The sequence below is a fragment of the Acerihabitans sp. TG2 genome (assembly GCF_035013185.1).
Taxonomy (GTDB): domain Bacteria; phylum Pseudomonadota; class Gammaproteobacteria; order Enterobacterales; family Enterobacteriaceae; genus Acerihabitans.
Window position 1 is genome coordinate 54,304 of sequence record NZ_JAYGJO010000011.1, and the last position, 14,040, is coordinate 68,343.

General features: G+C 53.9%; 14 protein-coding genes. 11 read left to right on the forward strand and 3 right to left on the reverse strand.

Annotation, left to right across the window (positions count from 1 at the left end; all coding sequences use genetic code 11):
• The first annotated feature begins 160 nt into the window (after positions 1 to 160).
• From SJI19_RS11750 to SJI19_RS11775, 6 genes are read left to right on the forward strand one after another with little or no spacing between them, the layout of a single operon-like run.
• Positions 161 to 1,147 (forward strand): ABC transporter substrate-binding protein, encoded by a 987-nt coding sequence (locus SJI19_RS11750; RefSeq protein WP_323478445.1) that lies wholly within the window; start codon positions 161 to 163, stop codon positions 1,145 to 1,147.
• Between the two features lie 18 nt (positions 1,148 to 1,165).
• The gene (locus tag SJI19_RS11755) at positions 1,166 to 2,011 is read left to right on the forward strand and encodes an ABC transporter permease (protein WP_323478446.1); all 846 of its coding nucleotides are present in this window, start codon (positions 1,166 to 1,168) and stop codon (positions 2,009 to 2,011) included.
• A complete protein-coding gene (locus tag SJI19_RS11760; protein WP_323478447.1) occupies positions 2,011 to 2,772 on the forward strand; it encodes an ABC transporter ATP-binding protein in 762 nt (253 codons plus the stop codon). The genes SJI19_RS11755 and SJI19_RS11760 overlap by 1 nt, the downstream gene beginning before the upstream one ends.
• An 11-nt stretch (positions 2,773 to 2,783) precedes the next feature.
• Complete coding sequence (hisD, locus tag SJI19_RS11765; RefSeq protein ID WP_323478448.1) at positions 2,784 to 4,118, forward strand: histidinol dehydrogenase; 1,335 nt, start codon at positions 2,784 to 2,786, stop codon at positions 4,116 to 4,118.
• A complete protein-coding gene (locus SJI19_RS11770) occupies positions 4,111 to 5,433 on the forward strand; it encodes a hypothetical protein (RefSeq protein WP_323478449.1) in 1,323 nt (440 codons plus the stop codon). The genes hisD and SJI19_RS11770 overlap by 8 nt, the downstream gene beginning before the upstream one ends.
• Position 5,434: 1 nt before the next feature.
• Positions 5,435 to 6,202, forward strand: coding sequence for a glucose 1-dehydrogenase (locus SJI19_RS11775; protein WP_323478450.1), 768 nt, complete (start codon positions 5,435 to 5,437; stop codon positions 6,200 to 6,202).
• Positions 6,203 to 6,321: 119 nt separating this feature from the next.
• Here the strand turns inward: SJI19_RS11775 and SJI19_RS11780 are convergent, their stop codons facing one another.
• The gene (locus SJI19_RS11780) at positions 6,322 to 7,464 is read right to left on the reverse strand and encodes an alpha-hydroxy acid oxidase (RefSeq protein ID WP_323478451.1); all 1,143 of its coding nucleotides are present in this window, start codon (positions 7,462 to 7,464) and stop codon (positions 6,322 to 6,324) included.
• A 341-nt stretch (positions 7,465 to 7,805) separates the two neighbouring features.
• Between SJI19_RS11780 and hutC the strand changes: the two genes are divergently transcribed.
• Positions 7,806 to 8,561, forward strand: coding sequence for a histidine utilization repressor (gene hutC, locus SJI19_RS11785; protein ID WP_323478452.1), 756 nt, complete (start codon positions 7,806 to 7,808; stop codon positions 8,559 to 8,561).
• Positions 8,562 to 8,680: 119 nt separating this feature from the next.
• Here the strand turns inward: hutC and SJI19_RS11790 are convergent, their stop codons facing one another.
• Positions 8,681 to 9,277: a LysE family translocator gene (locus SJI19_RS11790; RefSeq protein ID WP_323478453.1), complete on the reverse strand. Its 597-nt coding sequence runs from the start codon at positions 9,275 to 9,277 to the stop codon at positions 8,681 to 8,683.
• A 115-nt stretch (positions 9,278 to 9,392) separates the two neighbouring features.
• A complete protein-coding gene (locus SJI19_RS11795; RefSeq protein WP_323478454.1) occupies positions 9,393 to 10,205 on the reverse strand; it encodes an AraC family transcriptional regulator in 813 nt (270 codons plus the stop codon).
• Between the two features lie 284 nt (positions 10,206 to 10,489).
• Between SJI19_RS11795 and SJI19_RS11800 the strand changes: the two genes are divergently transcribed.
• From SJI19_RS11800 to SJI19_RS11815, 4 genes are all read left to right on the forward strand, one after another.
• Positions 10,490 to 10,798 carry a PTS sugar transporter subunit IIB gene (locus SJI19_RS11800; RefSeq protein WP_323478455.1) on the forward strand — a complete coding sequence of 103 codons (309 nt, stop codon included), beginning with the start codon at positions 10,490 to 10,492 and terminating at the stop codon, positions 10,796 to 10,798.
• Between the two features lie 9 nt (positions 10,799 to 10,807).
• A complete protein-coding gene (locus tag SJI19_RS11805; RefSeq protein WP_323478456.1) occupies positions 10,808 to 12,118 on the forward strand; it encodes a PTS sugar transporter subunit IIC in 1,311 nt (436 codons plus the stop codon).
• A gap of 2 nt (positions 12,119 to 12,120) precedes the next feature.
• Entirely contained in the window at positions 12,121 to 12,480 is a 360-nt protein-coding gene (locus SJI19_RS11810; RefSeq protein ID WP_323478457.1) for a PTS lactose/cellobiose transporter subunit IIA, read from the forward strand.
• Between the two features lie 104 nt (positions 12,481 to 12,584).
• On the forward strand, positions 12,585 to 14,024 hold the full coding sequence (locus SJI19_RS11815) for a glycoside hydrolase family 1 protein (RefSeq protein ID WP_323478458.1): 1,440 nt from the start codon (positions 12,585 to 12,587) through the stop codon (positions 14,022 to 14,024).
• The last annotated feature ends 16 nt before the right edge of the window (positions 14,025 to 14,040 follow it).

Consider the following 14,040-nt stretch of genomic DNA (forward strand, 5'->3'; position numbering starts at 1 on the left):
CGGTGCGGTGCACGGTTTTTATGCACTTTTTATGACCCGCTTCCTGCCTCAGCCCCGGCCGTCGTGGACCGTCGATTGGCATCACTCTTGCATACTCTTGTATATACAAGGACACACATCAGCATTCTATCCCCACACCACCGCTAAGAAGGAAACCGACATGATTTCATACCGAGCTTTGCAAAAAAACCTGGTCGTCACGTTATGTTCTGGGCTGCTGCTGACATCGCCAAGCTTTGCGGCTACACCGGAGCCCGGCCCCCTTAAAATGGGCGTTGAGCCTTGGCTGGGGTATGGTCAGTGGCATGTAGCCAATCACTACGGCATGTTTAAAAAACACGGTCTTAAACAGGTTGACGTGATTAACTTCGCTGAGGATAAAGATATCAATGCCGCACTGGCCAGCGGTCAGCTCGATGCCGCCAATATTGCGACTCATACTGCCATGGGAATGATTGCTGCCGGGCTGCCGGTTAAAGTGGTATTGCTGCTCGATCAAAGTAAAACGGCAGATGCCATGCTCACCAGTAGCGCCATCACCAATCTTAAGGATCTCAAGGGCAAAAGTGTGGCTTATGAGGAAGGGACTACCAGCGATATCCTGCTGCATAGCGCCCTGACCTCCGCTGGCATGACCATCAAGGATATCAAACCTGTCCCGATGCCCGCCTCGTCCGCTGGCACTGCCCTGATCGCCAAGCGTGTTGACGCGGCGGTAACCTATGAGCCCTACCTGTCTGTGGCAATAAAAAATGATCCCTCAGTGCATATGCTCTACAGCGGTCAGAACGATCCCGGTTTAATCAGCGACGTCCTGGTAGTACGCGATGAGGTGCTGAAAAACCGGCCCGGCCAGGTAGCCGCCTTGATAGCCACCTGGGATGAGGCGCTTAATCACTACAACAGCAACACACAAACCGACCGGGCGATTATCGCCAAAGCTGTGGGCGCCAGCGCAGGCGAACTGAATAGTGCCTTTGACGGCGTTAAATATTACACCCTGGCGGAAAACAAACAGGTGCTCGGCCATCAATTCAGTAACGAGACCTTCCAGCACGTTTTACAAGCCGCAACCGCCGCCGGTATCATCACCACGCCGGTGACAGCCGCACAGGTGATTGATGCTGATGTTGTCAACGCGGAATAAATAAAAGGTTCCGGGCTCATGAGCATATCCAAAATCACTGGCACCGCCCCTGGACAACGACCGAGGAAACGTCGGCTAGGTTTGCTGACCATCGGACGCGCGCCAACACGCGGGCAGTTTGTCGGTATCTCGGTCACGGTCTTTGCCCTGCTGATCGCGGCATGGTGGGCGGCAACCCGCAGCGGCGCCATTCCGGCGCTGTTTTTACCGAGCCTCGATCGAGTATGGCAACGCATGGTGTCGCTGGCGACGGAGGGCGTGCTGACCAGCGATATCAAAAGCAGTCTGTATCGCATTGTCATCGCCTTTGTCATCTCGTCCGTCATGTCCATTGTCATCGGCACCCTGGCCGGCTGTTACGGTCTGTTCAAAGCGATCGTCGAACCCTTGGTGGATTTTATCCGTTATATGCCGGTGGTAGCATTTGTGCCGTTGACCATTCTGTGGACCGGCACTGACGATTTCCAGAAATTTCTGGTCATCTGGATTGGCACGTTTTTCCAGCAGGTATTAATGATGATCGATGCGGTTAAACGTGTCCCCGCCGATTTTGTCGGTTTGGGTCGTACACTTGGCATGCCCGATCGTACTATTATGCTGAAAATTGTGCTGCCCGCAGCCATGCCGGCAATCTGGGATGCATTGCGCATTAGCCTCGGTTGGGCCTGGACCTGGTTGGTCTTAGCGGAATTAGTGGCTTCCACCTCCGGTTTGGGTTATCGCATTGTGGTGTCGCAGCGTTATTTTCAGACCGACACCATTATCGGTTATATCCTGCTGCTCGGTTTTCTGGGGCTTATTACTGATCAGGTGATGCGCGCCGCGGAACGGGTGCTGTTTCGTTACAATCGGAGGAGCAGCTAATGGCGACCCTATCGCTACATCAATTGGAAAAAAGTTTCCCGCTGGGCAAAAGCCGTCATCAGGTGATCAACGGTATCGATCTGACGCTCAACGATAACGAATTTGTGTCCATCGTTGGCTCATCTGGCTGCGGTAAAAGCACCCTATTATCTATAGCGGCCGGACTGGAGGAGTTTGACGCCGGTGATGTTCGTGTCGACGGTGTTTCCATTACCGGTCCGGGGATTGACCGGGGCGTGGTCTTTCAGTCCTATACGCTGTTGCCTTGGCTAACCGCCCGCCAGAATATCGAGTTTGCCTTAAAGGCGGCGGGGACGCCCAGCCGGCACTGCCGCGATATCGCACAGCTCCATCTTGAATTGGTCAAACTTGGCCAGTCCGGTGATAGCTGGCCGGGGGAGTTGTCCGGCGGCATGAAACAGCGGGTCGCGATTGCACGCGCCTTGTCCTATCGGCCGAAAATTTTGCTGATGGATGAACCGTTCGGTGCGCTCGATGCAATGACCCGCCATCAAATGCAGCAATTGCTGATTGAAATATGGGAAAAACATCGCCTGACCGTGATGTTTGTGACCCATGATATCGAAGAGGCGGTCTGGTTATCCGATCGCATCGTGGTGATGGGCCAGGGCGTGATAAACGATACCTTTGATGTCACGCTCGCGCGGCCCCGCCACGAAGACATGAACCGCGACCCGGCGTTTATCAATTTGCAACATCTGGTGCTGGATCGCATCCGCCATCCGGCCATGCCCGCCTAACCCAGGGGATTATGACCATGTCCGTTATCTTTCACGATCTTTCCCACAACGACGTATTACCAGACGCGTTGTTTAAACGTACTGAAACCGACCTGTCCTTTTTCAGCGAACGCGTCGCACCCATTATCGAGGCAGTAAAAACCGAAGGGGACGCGGCGCTCATCCGTTTTGCCCGCAGTTTTGATGCGGTGGTGCCTGAAACCTTTTCTCTGCGTGCTGAAGAGAGCGAGTTTGAACAGGCATTTGCCCGTATCGATCCAGAGGTGATTGAGGCCATCCGTTTTGCCGCAGGCAATATCCGCGCTTTCCATGAAGCGCAAAAGCCGGAAGAGATGTGGCTCAAGGAGATGCAGCCCGGCGCTTTTGCCGGCGATCGCCATGTGCCTATCAATGCCGTCGCCTGTTATGTGCCACGCGGCAAGGGATCTTTCCCCAGCGTACTGCTGATGACCACGATCCCGGCTATGGTCGCCGGCGTGCCGCGAGCGGTGGTGATTACGCCGCCGGGACCGGACGGTAAGGTGGACGATGCGACGCTTGTGGCCGCACGTATTGTCGGCATCAGCGAAATCTATAAATGTGGCGGCGCACAAGGGGTCGCCGCGGTGGCCTTCGGTACCGAAACCGTACCCAAATGCCTGAAAATTGTAGGCCCCGGCAGCCCGTGGGTGGTGGCTGCCAAACGCCAGTTAACGCATTTGATCGACCCCGGGGTGCCCGCCGGTCCGAGCGAAAGTATTATTCTGGCCGACGATAATGCCAACGGCGCCCTGGCGGCGCTCGATTTGATCATCGAATCCGAGCACGGCCCCGATTCGTCCGCTTGGCTGGTGACCTCCAGCCGCCGTGTCGCCGAACAGGCCATTACACTATTGCCGTCGCTGTGGGGCAAATTGGATCAACAACGGGCCGACTTCTCACGCCGGGTCTTGTGCGGCGAGCACGGCGGCATCGTCCTGACCCGCGACTTTGAGACGGCCATCGCGTTTGTTAATCGTTATGCGCCGGAACATCTGGAGATCCTGGCCGACGAACCGATGGCAGTCATGACCAAGATCCGCAACGCTGGGGAGATACTGCTTGGCAACCATACGCCGGTTACCCTGGGTAATTTTGTGCTAGGACCGAATGCGGTGCTGCCAACTAACGGTGCAGCTAAAACCGCGGGTCCCTTGTCGGTATTCGACTATATGAAGCGGATCTCCATTGGGTATGTCACCGCTGCCGGTTATGACAACCTGGCGGTCAAGGCCAAGCGTTTCGCCGAATATGAAGGTTTCACCGGCCACGCGCTAGCGGTGTCAGACCTGAGGAAAAAATTCCTCAAAGGAGAGACCGATGTCTGATGACGTTAAGCCACCTTATGCCGCCCAGGCCAGGGCATTGGCCAAAGCCGGCGATTGGCCAGCTGCCAATGACCGGCTCAGTCGGTTAATCGCGCAAATCACCGCAACACCGGTGCTTGGCTTGAAAATCAACCGTGATCAATACAGTCTTAATTCCCTTAACGGTCAGGTGACGCTGGCGGACCACCGCACGCTATTCTTTAAATACCATCACGAAGACGGTGAAGATCAGACTATCGAAGAGTATTACCGTGCCGGACTGCTACGCGATGCGGGGTTTCACGTGGATGTGCCGCTCTATGCCTGCGGTGAACCCGGTCGGCAAATTCTGCTTTATGCGCTGCGTAACAATAAACGGCTGGCGGAAGTTTGCCACGAGATTGAAGACGGTGATGATTGGCTGAATATGGGCGTGGTGGTTGATGCGCAGCAACGGGCGGATCGCGCGCTGTGGGCCTGTAGCCAACCCACCCTCGTCTCTGGCAGCCAGGAAAGCGTGGTTAAGGAACCAATTCATCAACTGTTTTATCACCGGCTCTTTTCTGCGGGCGAGCCGGCCGGTTTAGGTGGGCGAGTCAAGCTATTTTACGTCGATAAGGTATTTCAACTGGCGCAAGAACAGCTCCCCTGGCGGGAGCTAAGCCGGTTGCAATGGGAAATTAATGGCGTGCTATATCCCCATAGCCTTGAACAATTGTTTCTGGAAGCCGGCGAACGTCTGGAGCCGTCGGCCCTGGCTGGACAGGGTGCCCTTACCGCCCATGGCGATGCGCATAATGCCAATGTCTGGTTTGATACCCGGGGCGGGCAACCTGAACTGGTGAGTTTTGACCCCGCCTTCGCCGGCAGCGCCATTCCAGCGCTATTGGCAGAGATCAAGGCCACCTTTCATAATATCTTCGCCCATCCCTGCTGGCTGTATGAGCCTGAACGCGCAGCGCAGCGCTACCACGTCACCGTGACCCGTGAGGGCCAGCGGTTGAAAGTCAGTCATAACTGGCAACTTACGCCACTGCGTCGGGCGTTTCTGGACAGCAAAGGGCATGAGTACTGGCGCCCGCTGCTGGCTGAGCTGAAACACCGTGGCTGGCTGCCGGCGCATTGGCAGCGCATCGTCAGGCTGGCCATGTTCTGTTGTCCAACCCTGGTGCTGGATCTGCGGGCCGACGGCCACAGCGGCCACACGCCGGTCAGCTCGGCATTAGGCTTGGCGATAGCGGTCATGTTGGGCAACGGCGGTGAGGATGATTTCACCCATTGGCTTAATGACCTGGTGGCGATTAACCACGCAGATAGTACCCTGGACCGGAGTTAATATGACAACCTTACTCGCCACTTTCTCACTGGAAGGAAAAACAGCGCTGGTGACCGGTGCGTCCCGTGGTATCGGTTTTACCCTCGCCCGGGGGCTGGCACAAGCCGGGGCCACGGTGGTGATCGCCGGGCGTGATATCGCGACGCTCGACGATGCCGTGAAACAATTGAAGCATTGGGATGCAGACGCCACCGGCCTCTTACTGGATGTCAGCCGCGGTGAAAGTATAACCCAGGCTTTTTCCCGCTTCGAGGACGCGCCGTTGGATATTTTGATCAATAACGCAGGGACCGAACAGGTCTGTCCTTCACTAGAGGTGGATGAGGCGTTATGGCAGCGCATCGTGGATACCAATCTAAAAGGCGCTTTTTTCTGTGCACAGGCGGCCGCGCGACTGATGGTCCGTCGCCATGGCGGCAGCATGATCAATATCTGTTCTCTTACCAGCCAGATCGGTGTCCCTGGCGCGGCAGCCTACGGTGCATCAAAAGCCGGACTGGTTGGATTGACCCATACATTAAGCAGCGAATGGGCTCAACACGGCATTCGCATCAACGGCATTGGACCGGGTTATTTCAACACTGATTTGACGCAAGTGTTTTACCAAGACCCGCAGTGGTGTGACGCCATGCTGAGCAAGATACCGCTGGGTCGTTTTGGGGAACTGGACGATCTGATCGGTGCGGCGGTGTTTCTCAGTTCCGCCGCAGCACGCTACATCACCGGTCAGGTACTGTACGTGGATGGTGGGTATTTGGCATCGATCTGACTGCCGATGGCGTCAGCATCAGGGCGCGTGCGCCCGGACACCATCGACAATACCGACGGCGACGACCGATTTACCCTCAGGCTACACGGTCCCACCTACGTGTGCATGTTGCGTATCCCTCAATTTTCGCACCGACACAGTAGATGCGGCCCCAGTTCCGCCAAGCTACAGCAACCGAGCTGCGCCAGGGTACGATCGATTTCTTGTGTCAGTAGGGTTATCGCCTGAGCCACCCCGGCCTCGCCCTCCGCCGCCACTGCGTACAGCATTGGCCGCCCTACCAACACCGCATTAGCCCCCAATGCCAGGGCTTTGACCACATCAGTACCGCGCCGGATGCCGCTGTCGATCAGGATCCTGGCCGTAGAGCCACAGGCCCGACGGATCTCGGGCAGTACCGTCAACGGACAAACACTGCCGTCCAATTGGCGCCCACCATGGTTGGATAACATCAAACCGTCCGCGCCCAACGCCAGTGCCGCCTTGGCATCTTCAACCGTCAGGATGCCTTTAACATACAACGCCCCCTGCCATAACGACCTGATCCATGCCAGGGTTTGCCAATTAAGGCTATCATCCATCTGTTGCGCAAAATAGGTCGCCCCGCCAACGCCCCGTCGGTATTGCGGCGGCAGGTAGGGTTTCAGGTTACCGAAGCCCGGCATGCCGCCGGGCACCAGGGTGCGCAACACCCAGCCAGGATGCCGCGCCACGTTCAGATAGCTGGCCAGAGACAGTTTCATCGGTTTTCGGTAATGACGTTTATCTCGCTCACGATTGCCGAAATGTACGGCATCAACCGACACCACCAAATTGGTGCATCCCATCTCCTTAACCCGACGCAGGAGATCGACCGTTACCTGGCGGTCTTTTAAAACATACAATTGAAACCAGCGCGCCCCGGTCCGGCTGCACGGGATCTCCTCAAGCGCAGCGGTTGACACGGTACTTTGAATATAGGTGATGCCCGCGTGTTCGGCCGCCTGTGCCAACATCTGATCCGCCCGGTAACGTAACATCCCATTGTAACCTGTTGGCGCAATCAGGAACGGTGCAGCTAACGCCGTATCACCCAGTTGTACAGCAAGACTGCGGACACTGGCATCCTTGAGCATCGGCGCGACGAACTGCCAACGGTCGAAGGCTGCCCGGTTGTTCATCAGGGTGCGCTCGTCGTCCGCCCCGCCATCAACATAATCAAAAACAAAGGTCGGCAACGCACGTTGGGCCTGCCGGCGATAATCCGCCAGATTCACGATCATTTCACGTCCTTTTTAATGCCTGAAGAAAGTCTGGCCCAGGGGATCCGAACCCTTTCCGCACGCACAGGATGTGCGACTAACGGGATCCGTAGGGTTTTATGCGGCTTTTACGTGTATAGACAAGTAATGCAATGAATATGCCATCTTGTTCACTCTCTATCATCTGCGCCCGCCGTCAAACACGGCCTATTGACGGGCAAACAGCCTGTGTGGGGCCCCCTGATGGGGCAGCATCGCACCCGAATCGTGCAGACCTGATTGTGCTATTACATGCTTGTATAGACAGCAGTTATTGTTATCATTACCCTTGGAATTAACACAAAAAGGCATGGGGTAACGGGATGGTTGAGCAGACAAAGATGACGCAACTGGCCGAGTCGATGGGGGTACAACCGGCGCCTTTGTACCAACGGGTAAAACAGGCAATCATCAGCCAGATCAGCAACGGTACCTGGAAACCTAATCAGCGCATTCCCTCTGAAAATCAATTGGTGGATGAACTTGGCGTCAGCCGTATGACGATCAGCCGAGCGTTACGGGAACTCGCCAGCGAAGGTTATCTTCTGCGGATGCAGGGTGTAGGGACCTATGTCGCCGAACTTAAAGTCCATACCACCATTATGGAAGTACATAATATCTCTGATGAAATTGTCAACCGAGGCCATAAACACACCAGCAAAGTGATTACGCTGGATGCGGTGTTCGCGGATACGGTGCTGGCGGCCGCATTTGGCATGAATCCCGGGCAAGATGTGTTCCATTCCTTGATCGTGCATTATGAAAATGCCATCCCGGTACAGCTGGAAGAACGCTGGGTAAATCCGTTGATGGCGCCGGATTATTTATTGCAAGATTACCAATTACAAACACCCTATATCTATCTTAATCAGGCTGCGCCGTTGACCTCTGGTGAGCATATCATTGAAGCCGTTTCGCCCAGCGCAGCACAATGCAAACTCCTGTCTATCAATAAAAACGATCCCTGCCTGCTGATCTGCCGCCATACCCGGCACCAACGAATACTGGTCACTTACACCAAACTGCTCTACCCCGGCGCACGCCATCAGCTACAGGGTCATTTTACCCGGCATGGCTGACAACGACAGACTCAGCCAGTCCATTTAAGGCCGCCTATTTTCTACCATGGCAACATGGTCCACCGTTTGTCGGGCCACGGTACGTCAACCCTGATCGGCACGATACCCGGTGCTGAACATTAAGACCGCAGCAGCTCATATAACATAATGGCCGCGACCATCATCAGTACCCCCCCCATCAACTGGTTTACTCGCTTGAAATAACCAGCATGAGCAACGCTGCGACCGATCAATGTACCCAGTAGCGCGTAACATCCCGGTGCGCCGGCACCGCCGGCACCCAGTAGTAAAGAAAGCAAAAAGACGGTGTTCCCGGTTACGTGTGCGGCCGGGAACATCACAGTTGTGATGGGCAGCACCACCAGCAGGCACTTGGGATTCATCGACTGAATCAAAAACCCATTCCAGAACGTTAATCGTTTTACCGGGATCGCCGTGACCTTATCCTTTATCTCCACCCGGCTATTTATTATTTTGATCCCGAGATACAGGATATAAACAATCCCTGCCACGCTGATATAAGGCAGATAGGCGGCGGCAATGAATGACTCACCTAAATAACCGAACAGAACAAACAAACAAAAGAGCGAAACACCGACGCCGAGAAAAAAGCCGACGGTTTGGCGAAATTGACCGGTCAATCCGGCACCAAGACCCATGATATTGACCGGGCCAGGACTGTACATTACGCTCAACGCAAACAAAAATATTTCCATGCCCCTCTCCTGATAAATATCGCCCTACATCAGAACAAATGTTGAACCTGAGGTAGGGTTATTTTTTATTGAGAGTAAAACCTGCAATAACACTATTCTTGTACGTTTGTGCAACCTATATCGTCTGGGAGATCATTTTTTTCCATCTATTTGCTGATAGACCAAAGGCCTGAATGAAGTGACGACTCATATGGCTTTGATCATAAAATCCAGCTGTTAGCGATGCTTCAACCAAGGTTTGCCCACCGATCAACGCCTGTTTAACACGATCCAACCGTCGCATAATCAGATAACGATGCGGCGAGGTGCCGAATACCTGACGAAAATCGCGGGAAAGCCCCCAGCGATCGCGGTTGGCATGCGCTGACAGTTGTTCAACAGTCACGGCGCGGTCCAGGTTGTGGTGAATAAATTCCCTGGCGCGTTCAGCGGCGGCGTAATCCAACGCACCGCAGGGCGTGGCAGCACCGGAAACTGCATTTAACGCCAGCGCCAGATCGTAAAGAGCGTCAGCTTTTTCCAGCGACTCAAGCGGCGAATCAAACGTGCCCAACAACGCATGGGTTGCGTTGATCAGACGGCTATCCTGGGATATGCCCCCGGGGATAAACGGCAACGACTGGCCCGGTAACACCTGTTGTATCAACGCCGGTTCGATATACACCATCCGGTAAAGAAAACCTTGTTCACTGCCGGCATGCCCATCGTGTAACTCATCTGGATGCAAGACCATGACACTGCCGGGCAGGTTATCGCGCCGAGCGCCCCGGTAGCGAAAACTCTGGACGCCGGCAAACGTCTGTCCGATGGCATACGTATCATGGCGGTGCAGGTCGTAAGCATGGCCGGCGAAGTAGGCCTCGATGGCTTCAATATTATCTGAACCCTTACTGTGGACCATCCAGTCCCGACCGTGATTAGGTTTCATTGTTAATCCGCCCCTTTATTTCGTCAGTTTCATGTTGATTTTTCCCCCTCAATACCCGGCACGCTACAGGACTATGATGCACCAGGTGCACAGGCGATAGCCATACTGTGCGCATAGCTAACGACAGTTGTGAGCCCTTGCGTAAAAAAAATTGCAACCTTCCACCTTCCCTGCCACGGAATTGACCGCTATCACAAAACTGCAACCGGTTTCTGAAACCGGTTGCAGAAATCAAGATTGCTACGTAATAATCGAGTGAACCACTGGTTTCGAGGCGCTGAACGATGCAAAAAATCCTGTTATGTTGTGCTGCCGGAATGTCCACCAGCATGCTGGTAAAAAAAATGCAAAAAGCCGCAGACTTAAAAGGCACCGCGGTAGAGATAAAAGCGGTCGGTCTGGAAGAGTTCACCACTGAATTACCGCATTACGATTGTTGTCTGCTGGGCCCGCAAATTAAATATAAGCTCAAGGATTTTAAAGTCCTGGCCGACGAGTTACATAAACCCATTACTGTCATCAACAGCATGGACTACGGCATGATGAATGGCGAAAAAATATTAAACGAAACACTGGCACTTCTTAACGCTTAGGAGAGAAATATGTCAGGAATAACCGAAAAGGTATTTGGCATTATTGAGGATACCATTAGTCCGATAGCAGGGAAATTATCGAGTCAACGTCATGTGATGGCGATCAGGGATGGATTTATCTCCGCTATGCCGTTTTTGATCGTCGGTTCTTTTATGCTGGTGTTTGCTCATCCGCCATTCTCCGCCAACAGTTCTTGGGCCTTCGCCCAGTGGTGGTTGCGCATGGCCGTCCAGTATGAAACCGTGATCATGATGCCCTATAATATGACCATGGGCGTGATGTCTATCTTTGTCGCCACCGCCATCGCCTATAACCTGGCGCTAAGTTATAAAATGAACGGTTTTATGGCTGCCATGCTGTCGTTAATGTCTTTTTTGTTGGTGGCTTCGCCGGTGGTGGATAAATCACTGTCGATATCGTCTCTGGGTGGTACAGGTATTTTTACCGCCATTCTGGTGGCCCTTTATACCACCGAATTAATGCATTTTCTGCAAGTCAGAAACATCGGTATTCACTTGCCTGAGCAGGTACCGCCGAAAATAAAACAATCCTTCGATTTATTAATTCCGGTGCTGGCGATATTTTTTACTCTTTACCCGCTCAGTCTGCTTATTCAATCGCAATTTCATATGTTGCTGCCTGAAGCCATTATGGCGCTGTTTGGGCCAATCATCTCTGCCGCCGATACTCTGCCGGCGATTTTAATTGCGGTACTGATCTGTCATTTATTATGGTTTGCCGGTATCCACGGCGCGGTTATCGTCGGCGGCATGTTGCAGGCATTTTGGTTAACCAACCTGGGTATCAACCAGCAAGAGCTCACAGCCGGCCAACCATTGACGCATATCTTTATCGAACCCTTCTGGCAGTTTTTTATCGTCATCGGCGGTTCAGGATCGACCATGGGACTGGTACTGCTCTATTTACGCAGCCGCTCCGCCCATTTGCGTTCTATCGGTAAACTGAGCCTGGTGCCCTGTGTGTTTAATATCAACGAGCCGGTTATTTTCGGCTCGCCGGTGGTCATGAACCCGACGCTGTTTATTCCCTTCATTACCGCGCCGCTGGTGAATGCCGTCCTGGCCTATATCGCCACCCGCACCGATATGGTCGGCCGGGTCATTTCGGTGGTGCCCTGGACCACCCCAGCGCCGATCGGCGCCGCCTGGTCCACCGGTTGGGATATGCGCGCCGCGTTATTGGTATTGGTGCTGCTGGCGGTGTCCACTCTGATTTATTACCCCTTCTTTAAAATTTATGAACGGCAACTGCTGGCGCAGGAAATGCCGGTTTCCCATCCTCAGCCTCAGGAGGCATAACCATGGAAACCACAATTAATACCATGAACGACAGTGCGGCAGAGATGGAAAACCGGGTAATGGAGCTGATTATTTTTTCTGGCCAGGCGCGATCGGATGCCATGGAAGCACTGCGCGCGGCCCGGGGACGCCAATGGCAGACAGTCGATGTGTTATTGGCCTCGGCCAGCGAAGCAGCACGGTGTGCGCACCGCATCCAGACCCGCCTTATTGGCGACGACGAAGGCATGGGTAAAATTCCGGTCAACCTTATTCTGGTGCATGCGCAGGATCATCTGATGAACGCCATGCTCTGTCGGGATCTGGTGGAAGAACTTATCAGCCTGCACCGCGATATTGCCGCGTTGACACCTCAGGTTTAATGCCATTTTTTTGCTCCGGTGGCGACACCGGCACACCATACCGGTTTTTGCCGCAGGCAGTGCGACAGCCCGCAGGCAAGCTGGAATAATACAAGGGGAGTGTTATGCATTACCGGACGTTAGCACCGTTTCCGCAGGGATTTCTTTGGGGCGCCTCCACCTCAGCCTACCAGGTAGAGGGGGCATGGGATCAGGACGGTAAAGGCCCCTCAGTGATTGACCGGGCAAGCTTCGCACCCGAACTGAGCGATTTTACCGTCACCAGCGACCATTATCATCGTTTTGCCGAAGATATCGCCCTGTTCGCCGAGCTGGGCCTGAAAACCTACCGTTTTTCCATTTCATGGAGCCGCCTGTTTCCCACCGGCGACGGCGAAGTTAACCCACTTGGTGTGGCATTCTACCAACGTCTGATCGATGAAATCTGCCGCTACGGTATTGAACCACTGGTGACGTTATATCACTTTGATTTACCGTGGGCACTGCAAGAACAAGGCGGCTGGTCAAATCCGCACACTATCGCTGCATTTGAGCGTTTTGCCCGCACCGCCTTTGAGCTGTTTGGCGATCGGGTTAACTACTGGCTGACCATTAACGAACAAAATATGATGATCCTCAAAGGGGATGTCATCGGCACCTTGCCACCGGGTACCCTTGACCCGGAGAAAACCCTTTATCAGCAAAATCACCATATGATGCTGGCGCAGGCCCGGGCGATGATCGCCTGCCACGCGATGCTGCCAGCGGCTAAAATTGGTCCGGCGCCAAACATTTCTTGCGTCTACCCGGCCAGTTGCCGGCCGGAAGATGTGATTGCCGCCAATAATTACGCCTCAATTCGCAATTGGCTGTATCTGGACTTAGCCTGCTTTGGCCGTTATAACGCCGTTGCCTGGAGTTTTATGACCGAAAAAGGCTATTTGCCGCAGGTTAGCGCAGAGGATATGGCGCTGCTGCAGGCGGGTCGCCCCGATTTTATTGCCTTTAATTATTATGCCTCCACCACCGTTGCCGCCGAGAGTGCCACCCATACCGAGCGCGAAGACGGCCTGCGTGAGGTTGAGGATCAACAGTTACCCGGTTTGGATAAGTCGGTTTACATCGGTTTTGATAATCCACATTTGGAACATAATGAATTTGGCTGGTATATCGACCCGGTGGGTTTTCGCATTACCGCACGTGAGATCTATGAACGTTATCATCTGCCGTTAATCATCACCGAAAACGGGCTGGGAGCATTTGATAAGCTGGATACAGGCAATAAAGTCCATGATGATTATCGCATTGAGTATCTCAGCAACCACATTGCGCAACTGCAATTGGCGATCACCGACGGCGTAGAACTGTTTGGTTATTGCCCATGGTCAGCCATTGACCTGGTCAGCACTCATCAGGGTATTGGCAAGCGCTACGGCTTTATCTATGTTAATCGTGATGAGCATGACCTGAAGGATCTGGCCCGCTACCGTAAGAAGAGTTTTTTCTGGTATCAACGGCTGATCGCCACCAATGGCATGCAACTCGATACCGACATCGACTATTAGCCATCAGGCAACACCG

Coding starts and splice junctions, on each gene's coding strand:
- SJI19_RS11750 (WP_323478445.1), top strand. CDS start 161: ATGATTTCATACCGAGCTTTGCAAAAAAACCTGGTCGTCACGTTATGT.
- SJI19_RS11755 (WP_323478446.1), top strand. CDS start 1,166: ATGAGCATATCCAAAATCACTGGCACCGCCCCTGGACAACGACCGAGG.
- SJI19_RS11760 (WP_323478447.1), top strand. CDS start 2,011: ATGGCGACCCTATCGCTACATCAATTGGAAAAAAGTTTCCCGCTGGGC.
- hisD (WP_323478448.1), top strand. CDS start 2,784: ATGACCATGTCCGTTATCTTTCACGATCTTTCCCACAACGACGTATTA.
- SJI19_RS11770 (WP_323478449.1), top strand. CDS start 4,111: ATGTCTGATGACGTTAAGCCACCTTATGCCGCCCAGGCCAGGGCATTG.
- SJI19_RS11775 (WP_323478450.1), top strand. CDS start 5,435: ATGACAACCTTACTCGCCACTTTCTCACTGGAAGGAAAAACAGCGCTG.
- SJI19_RS11780 (WP_323478451.1), bottom strand. CDS start 7,464: ATGATCGTGAATCTGGCGGATTATCGCCGGCAGGCCCAACGTGCGTTG.
- hutC (WP_323478452.1), top strand. CDS start 7,806: ATGGTTGAGCAGACAAAGATGACGCAACTGGCCGAGTCGATGGGGGTA.
- SJI19_RS11790 (WP_323478453.1), bottom strand. CDS start 9,277: ATGGAAATATTTTTGTTTGCGTTGAGCGTAATGTACAGTCCTGGCCCG.
- SJI19_RS11795 (WP_323478454.1), bottom strand. CDS start 10,205: ATGAAACCTAATCACGGTCGGGACTGGATGGTCCACAGTAAGGGTTCA.
- SJI19_RS11800 (WP_323478455.1), top strand. CDS start 10,490: ATGCAAAAAATCCTGTTATGTTGTGCTGCCGGAATGTCCACCAGCATG.
- SJI19_RS11805 (WP_323478456.1), top strand. CDS start 10,808: ATGTCAGGAATAACCGAAAAGGTATTTGGCATTATTGAGGATACCATT.
- SJI19_RS11810 (WP_323478457.1), top strand. CDS start 12,121: ATGGAAACCACAATTAATACCATGAACGACAGTGCGGCAGAGATGGAA.
- SJI19_RS11815 (WP_323478458.1), top strand. CDS start 12,585: ATGCATTACCGGACGTTAGCACCGTTTCCGCAGGGATTTCTTTGGGGC.